This window comes from Desulforegula conservatrix Mb1Pa (assembly GCF_000426225.1).
In the GTDB taxonomy this organism is placed as follows: Bacteria; Desulfobacterota; Desulfobacteria; order Desulfobacterales; family Desulforegulaceae; genus Desulforegula; species Desulforegula conservatrix.
On sequence record NZ_AUEY01000113.1, the window covers coordinates 1 to 7928 of the forward strand.

4 protein-coding genes are annotated in these 7928 nt (G+C 52.1%); 1 reads left to right on the top strand and 3 read right to left on the bottom strand.

The window, feature by feature from the left end:
- Both K245_RS0119995 and K245_RS25635 read right to left on the bottom strand, forming a co-directional pair.
- The coding region (locus K245_RS0119995; RefSeq protein WP_027360613.1) for a DUF4347 domain-containing protein at positions 1-4724 on the bottom strand (4724 nt) is incomplete at its 3' end.
- A 27-nt stretch (positions 4725-4751) separates the two neighbouring features.
- Positions 4752-5960, bottom strand: coding sequence for a TIGR03032 family protein (locus K245_RS25635; RefSeq protein ID WP_051284478.1), 1209 nt, complete (start codon positions 5958-5960; stop codon positions 4752-4754).
- 234 nt (positions 5961-6194) lie between these two features.
- On the opposite strand from K245_RS25635, the gene cysC reads away from it, so the two are divergent.
- On the top strand, positions 6195-6797 hold the full coding sequence (cysC, locus tag K245_RS0120005; RefSeq protein ID WP_027360614.1) for an adenylyl-sulfate kinase: 603 nt from the start codon (positions 6195-6197) through the stop codon (positions 6795-6797).
- Positions 6798-6968: 171 nt separating this feature from the next.
- On the opposite strand, the gene K245_RS28140 is transcribed toward cysC, so the two are convergent.
- Positions 6969-7928: hypothetical protein (locus tag K245_RS28140; protein ID WP_027360615.1), on the bottom strand; the 960-nt coding region annotated here is incomplete at its 5' end.

Consider the following 7928-nt stretch of genomic DNA (forward strand, 5'->3'; position numbering starts at 1 on the left):
AAAATGACTCCTTTTACCTGCCTTATGTCCACATACTGGGTCAGGCCGTCGGCCCTAAGTTCCTGAAGCTTGCTTTCGAGATAGTAATTCTCGTCAAAGGCAAGGGCAATGTCCCTCCATCCTGGTGCGCCTGGGTCAGTTATCACTCCGTCCGCCTCACCGTCGTTGTCAAATTCGCCTCCGTCTAAAATAGCAAAATCGAGTCTTGTCTTTCCACCTTCCGTAACTATCTGGCCGCCGTACTCAGGGCTTGCGAGGTTAACCCAGGCACCTTCCTGGTTCTGTTTCCAGTAACCGTTTATGGCGATGTTCTCATCGACAAAAATACTGAAATTTTCCGACGATCCGGGGGTTTCGATGTCAGCTGTAAAGCTTATCATTCCAAGTGGCATCTCAACATTTTCCGGAAGATCGGTCGGCGCATCAAGCTGCTGGATATTCTTGAATGATACAGGAGAAGACCCGGAATCAATCTTTCCTCCGTCAGAGCCTCCAACGATGGTCACAAACACACTCGGAGCATTTCCGGGATTACTATCAGGAGTGGGAGTCTTAAGAAAAGGAAACGAACTGACGCTGCTCTGGAGCTGATCCTGTACTCCATCGCCATTTCCGTCTCCTGTCACTCCGCCTGTAAGGCCGGGAACAAAGCCTTCCACGACTTCTGGCACTCCGTCATTGTCGTTGTCAGGCAGATTGCCCCATTCATTTTTAGGAGGTATGACAGGATTCGGGGTAGGTGTAGGATCTGGTGACGGAGGAGGAGTTGGCGGAGGCGTAGCGCTTTCGTTGACATCGGTCACAGTGGCGGTAATGGTCTGGCTATCTGTTCCGCCGTTTCCATCATTTGCCTGGACAATGACCTCGTATGTGTTGTTTGAACCTGTGTCTGTAGGAGCCTCGAAATTTGGAGCAGAAGCAAATACAAGTGCGCCTGAGTTGGTATTGATGGAGAATTTTGCCTGATCAGCGCCTCCTGTTATGGAATACGTAACAGTCTGGCCTGCGTCTGCGTCGGTTGCAGCTACCGTCGTGACCGCAGTAGTGTTCTCGGCAACATTAATCGCGGCCGTCGCTCCGCCTCCGTTTGAGGTGATGACGGGCGAGGTGTTAGGCGGAAGCGCCGTCAAAACCACATCGTTTCCATCACCGCCTTGGTAGCTGATGGTAAATCGAGATCCGCCGGCGCTAATCATCGCGCCTTCGCTCAACCCGGTGAAGGTGCCAGTGATGGCGTCCGCCCCGTCGTTGTTGATCAGGGTAAAGATATTTCCTGTTGTCGGAGTAAAGGCGTTGATGAGGGATACATTCAAGGTCGCGCCGCTGAGATCGACCGTTCCCACGACATCCACCTGGTCATACTGTGTGCCCACGATGACACCGCCCAGTTCGGCGCTCAATGAGCCATCCAGGACGAGATTGCCGGTCGTGATTTTTCCAGCGCCGCTGCCTGGCGCAAGGATTCCGCCGGATTGCACGGTTACCGCAGTGATGGTGCCGGCACCGCCTATGGTCGCACCGCTGGCAACGTCGAATGACCCACTGCTGTTGCAAGTGCCCGTGACCAATAACGTCCCCGCGTTCACGGCGGTATTACCGCTATAAGTGTTGTTCCCGGACAAGGTAAGGGTGCCTGAGCCTGTCTTGGCCAAAGCGCCGGAGCCGGAAATAACGCCAGAGATCGTCGCGTTGGCATCGGCTTGGAGTGTGGCGTTTCCGGCCAATTCAATAAGATTGTCGATGGTCGTCGCCCCGGTGATGGCCAGGGTCGTGTTTGTGGCCAGAATGATTTGGCCTGTTCCAAGGTTGGCATCGGCCGCGACGCTCAACCCGCCTGAAGAAACGGTTGTCGTCCCGCCATAAGTGTTGGTGCCAGAAAGGGTGAGCGTTCCCACGCCGGTTTTGGCCAGATTGAAGTTGCCGGAGATCACACCGGAAACTCCAACAGAGGCATCGCTCTGTATGGTGGCGTTGCCGGTCAGGCCAATGGCGTTGTCGATGATGGTCGCACCGGTGACCTGGAAGATGGTGCTATTCGCCAGATTGATTTGTCCCGCGCCCAGATTGCTGTCACTGCCCACGCTAAACGTCCCGGCGGATACCGTGGTGCCGCCGTAGGTGTTGCTTCCTGACAGTGTCAGCGTGCCAGCCCCGGTTTTGGTCAGGTTGCCGGTTCCGGAGATGGACCCGGACAGGGTCACGGCGTTGGCATTGTTGATGGTACCGTGGCTGGCGCCGAGGCTGAAGGCATTATCGATGGTGACATTGCTTCCGATTAAGACCAAGCTGCCATTATTGAGGGTGACTAGGCCAGAGCCAAGGTTGTAATCTCTTTCGATACTCAGAGTGCCTGCCGTGACGCTTGTCGTTCCATAGGTGTTGATACCGGTCAAAACCAGCGCTCCAGAATTTGGGTTGCTGACTACGAGGGAACCGTTGCTTACAGTTCCGCCCAAGGTCAAATCTGAAGCTATGGTATTGGAGATGGTTCTGGATGCTCCGCCAAGATCAACCGCTCCGGTGAAGGTCAACGCTGCCGAACCGGACATGGTCAAGGTGCCGCCAAGGACCAGATTGTTGGTCAGGGTGCGAGATGTCACGCCGGACGCGCGCACCTTGCCGCCATTGACGATCAGGGTGCCGGAACCCACTGCAGTATCGGAACCAAATTGAAGGATACCCCCATTCAGCACCGTGCCGCCGCTGTAAGTGTTGGTGCCGCTGAGGCTCAGGACATTGCCGGGAGCAGTGCTGTTGATGGTCAATGCGCCGACGCCGGAGATCGCCCCGCTGAGGGCTATCGACCCATTCGAAAGATCAGTGGTACCTCCGCTGTTTCCCACCGTCACCGCGTTACTGTAACTGAGAGGGCTGCCATTGGTCTTTAGCGCACCGCCATCTAAGGTCAAACCGGAGGTACTGCCGAGGCTGTTGGTCTGCAACGTACCACCTGAAACGGCGGTTGTCCCGCTGTAGGTGTTGGCGCCCGAGAGAATTAGCGTACCCGCGCCGGTTTTTGCGATAGACCCCGCGCCAGCCAGTGTCGAGCCGATTGTCAGCAGGTCACCTGCACCATTGGTCAGGTTAAGCGCCCCAGGCAGCGAAAGGGAGGAGCCGCTGATGGTCAGCGTGCCAGCCGTGTCGACGTCGAAGGTCGTTCCTGCGGCCACGGTCGCAGCCGAACCCAACGTAATGGTCTGCCCTGTCAATCCTGCCGCAAAACCAATGGTCTTGTTGCCAACGCTGGCCAGGACCAAGGCCTCACGCAGAGAGAGACCCGCGCCGTCGGCCAATTCCGCCGCATAGCTGCCGCCTGTTAAGGCGTCATCTCCAACGTCGCTATTGGTGTTCACTATCAAGGAATCCGTGACCGTGATGGTGAAGGCCTCTTCATAGGTCAGATTGCCCGTGCCGTTGTCCGTGGTGCAGATGCGCGCCGAATAGGTTCCGGCAGTCAAAACGGACGGATTGGTCAGGCGCAGCTGATTGCTATTTATGTTGAAGATACCGTTATTGGTGTCGCCGATGCCGGGAACCAGGGAGTAGGTGTGGGTGTCTCCGGTATCGACGTCAGTGCTGGAAAAGGTGCCGACGACATAGTTGGACGCATCGAAGGTGCTGGCCGTGGATGCGGACAGGGCGATGTCAGTTGGGGCGTCGTTGACTGGTGTCACAGCAATCGTTCTGGTATCGCTTGCCGAAACGCTATTTTTATCTGTGGCAGTGACTGTTACCACACGGTTTGTGCTTCCAGGATCATCCCCTGTATTTAGATATCTGATAGACTGGAGCGTTTCCTGGACAATGGCGTTGGTCGCGATACCGTTAAAGGTAATGGTCAACTTGGTGCCGTTTGTAACTGTGCCGCCGCTTGCAGAAAGATCACCTACATCTGTGCCATTTGCAAAGATGTTTGTGCCGGTGATGGTGATGGCTATTCCGTCTCCATCGGTATCAGATATGGATATCTGGTCTGTTGCGATATTGCCGCTTGTGATCTGTACTGCAAGCTTGCCGCCGTTCCAGTCTGCATTGCCGTCAGTATCATTCACCGTGCCAGCGGAATCAATCTGGATAGCTGAGGCGTTTTCGGTGTAGGACTGGCTGGTATTGGCCAGGCTGATCGTGGGTGCGGTGTTATTAGTCCAAATCCCACCGTTACCTGAGCAAGTTAAGCTGGTTGTAAAGGCAGGTTTTGAGCATCCAAGACACTCGTCTATCCCCTGCATCCCCTGCACAGTGAACGGCAGCACCGTCTCTATTTCACCATATGCGTATTCCAGATCCCAGTCCCCGCCAAGGGTAAGGGGGCCGGTTCTGTCAGTGGATGCGGCAATATCGACGCCGTTCAGAGACTGTGACAGAGCCTTAACAAAACCCAGCCCTTCGCTGCCAAGTGCCACGGAGCAACCATACAGCAGAAGATCGCTTTCTGAGCTGAAATGCGTGGCGATTTTTAAAAGTGTTTCTGCATTGGTCGCCAGAGTTGAGCTGGTGAGTTGAAGATCGCCCAGGTTCAGTCGGCCTATTCCTCCGTGGCTGACCAGATGCAGTGCATCAATCTGGCCATATGAGGATAGCGCCTGCTCGAGCGCCTCAAGCCCATTGCCGCCTTCTGGCAGCAGAATCACAGGAATATCCGGGCTAAGGCCAGCGCTCAGGACTTTCCAGTCAGCTACGGCTGCATCGACTACGATCAGTTCACGGGTGTTTAGTGCGTCCATAATAGCTCCGTTCATATTTGGTTATTCTCAGGATTTTTGGGGTTGCCAGCCTGAAAAATCTGGAGGTGGCTTGGGGGCCGTTTTCCAGGGGCCGGAGGGCAGATGCATGCGCCACTGATGCTGTTCAGGCTCGCGAAACCCCGGTGTATAGGGCTTTCTGATGCCTGGCAGGAAGATTACATCATAGAGTTCTGTTACCTGGCCTTCAATGGTCAGCCATTGGACTAGCTTTTTGGCGCTCAGGTCAAAAACAAGCAGCCCACAATGCTGATAATAGCCTTGTGATTCAAGGCGTTCTGCTAAATTAATCTGGCCGACAAGGCCGTTTTTGTCAGGCCGAAGCCTCGAAAGGGCAACAATTGCATGACCGTTGACAAAAGCTATCCCACGGGCAAATCCTTGGCATTGGAATACTGGCACGAAGCTTCTGGTTGCAAAATCAACGTAGCCAAGCTGGGCCTCGCCGGAATTGATCAACCACAGGCGGCCATCATGCCAGCGCGGAGAATGGGGCATGGAAAGCCCAGAACAGACAGTTTCTCCGGTGCGCATGTCCACCACGAACCCGCCATGCGACTTGACGCCCTTCCAGCCAAGTCTGGAGTCGAATTTGCCGCATATGGTGCAGTAGGCAAGCTCTCCCTCCTGGGCGCAGATGCCGTTCAAATGGCAGCGATCTTCGGGTGCCAGCACGCTGATGAAGTCGGGAACCCAGACCGGAGCGAAGGTGTAATGCTCGTCTGGAGCAGAAACGCAGCTGAACTGGGTGTTGGCGTATAAAAAATCATATTTTTTACCTTGAAAGGTGACATCTGCCAAAACGTCATGGGTGTTGCTGTTGCCTATCATATATCCCTTGCGGGGCATATAGATGGCGTCGTACTGCTGGCCGTTTATCTGGTCAGGGCCGGTATTGGAAAACCGCCATATCTGCTCGCGGTTGCCCACCCACAGCTTGTCGTTATCTGCGGCCAGTCCCATGGCCGTGCCCACGACACGCTCCTGTACGTAGAGACTGCCATCATTGTTACTGCCTAGAAAAAAAAGGCGTCCGGTCTGATATGTGGAAAAGGCCAGCGACCCGCCAGTTGAAAACAGCCATTCTGCAAGACCCGGAGAGGGTGTGAGCATCGGCTTGCCTGCGGCCTGGCGCAATGCTTGATCTGGCTGGCCGTTTGCGTCAAAACCGCTACGTGCAAGATCTTTATCGTTCCAGTCGTTTAGTTTTTGGGACATCAATTTCACCTGATTTCTGAATTTACATATTCAGCAAAAAGCTATTTTGAAACAATAATAATAAATAGAGAATATATATTTGATTCCATGTTACTTTTCAATCCGTTTATAATCGTAAAAGATGTTTTTGTTGGCTAAAGTCAGGTTATTCCTGTTAAGAAGTATATCCCTTATTTAAACATGGCGTTTAATGACATTTGACATACTGTCGCCACGTAGAAGAAAGAAACTTATATGGAATTATATCAGTCTGATAATGTTAAATGGCACAGATCCCTTGTTTCCCAAAGCATGAGAAATATTAAAAACGGTCATTTAAGCCCAGTAATATGGTTTACCGGGCTTTCAGGATCAGGGAAATCGACCCTTGCCCATAGCGTGGAAAAAGCTCTTTTTGATATGGGTTGTCAGGCTTATGTCCTGGACGGAGACAACGTGCGTCACGGCTTATGCGGAGATCTGGGCTTCTCAGCCACGGATCGCACCGAAAATTTGCGGCGTATTGCAGAGGTCGCAAAGCTGATGACAGATGCAGGAATAATTATCCTCGCAGCCTTCATATCACCTTCCGGCTCTGACAGGGAAAAGGTGAAAAAAATGTTCGGAAATGGGGGGTTTCTGGAAGTCTATTGCAGATGCGATCCGGATATTTGCGAATCAAGGGATGTAAAAGGGGTGTACAAAAAGGCAAAAAACGGAGAAATAGACAATTTCACGGGCGTTTCATCGCCCTATGATGTTCCACTTACCCCTGATCTTGTCCTTGATACAGCAAACGATCCCCTTAATGAGTGCGTTGAAAAAGTGCTTGTCATGATTAGGGAATACTGCTTTTGAAAAATTTGGGATATCCTGGGTATAGTTTGTGACAGGTCAACAATAATGAGAATTTGGTAGAGGGAAATCAAATGGAACCCTCTACCCCATTCCAGTAACTAAAAAGGAACGTGCAGCGATGCACGCTCCTTTTCGGATTTAAAGAATAACATAGGTTATAGCTAATCCCGATTACTCCGGATATTTCCAGGATGCGTTGATGACATTGAGGAGATCCTTTCCTGTCATTGCATCGTTTATACCTGTAAATGCCATGCCTTTGGAATCACCGAAACCTGCCATATCCTGGATTATCCTGTTCACATCAGAAACCTGAAGCATGGACTCATCTGTCTGGCCAGACGCCATCTTTCCGCCCTCATTAATGCTCTTTGATGCTGTTTTTACAGCTATCCCGGAGATGTTCTGTCCATAATGCAGATAATTGGTTAGCGGATCTGTTCCCGAACTTCTGAATGTCTCTATGACAGTATCAAGAGCAGTCCCTGTATTGGCAGCATAAGATTCGAGGTATTTGCTGACATCGAATTCAGATGATGGGTCGATGTTCTCCTGCCAGCCGTAAGCAGCGAAATGATCAAATGCGTTCGTGTATCCTGCATTCAAAAGACCTGCCTTGACATCATCCTTTGTCCAGTAAGTTCTTCCTTCAGATGCCGAAGCATTCATCTTGTCAGCCTTTGCCTGAAGGTATTCCGAGGTGTCGAAAAACTGGTTGGGATCTGTTTCCTCGGACAGGCTGTAATTCTTAAAATGCTCAAATGCAGTCATGCCTGCATCAGCTATTCCGGAAAATACCTGGCCTATATTTGAGAACTGGGTAAAGCCGCCTGTTATCAACCGGACAAGTTTGCTCTGAAGGTAAAGGGTCTCGTTGAACACAGATGTGTTCACGTGATCCGTGACAACCTTTTCGTTTCCTGACACGACAGGAACGGTTACCCCAGCCGTATTCTGGCCTTCGGTGATAAATTGGGTAAGAGGATCGAGTCCGCTCTGTTTCAGGCTTTCCATGAAATCAGATACGGATTTTCCTCCGGCATCGGCGCTGATCCTGAGGTAATCGCTTATGTCAAAACTGTTTGACGGGTTGACGTTCTCAAGCCAGCCCGACGTGCTGAAATGATCAAG

Excerpts from the sequence above, each read along its gene's own strand:
- K245_RS25635 (WP_051284478.1), bottom strand. The coding sequence starts at position 5,960 with ATGTCCCAAAAACTAAACGACTGGAACGATAAAGATCTTGCACGTAGC.
- cysC (WP_027360614.1), top strand. The coding sequence starts at position 6,195 with ATGGAATTATATCAGTCTGATAATGTTAAATGGCACAGATCCCTTGTT.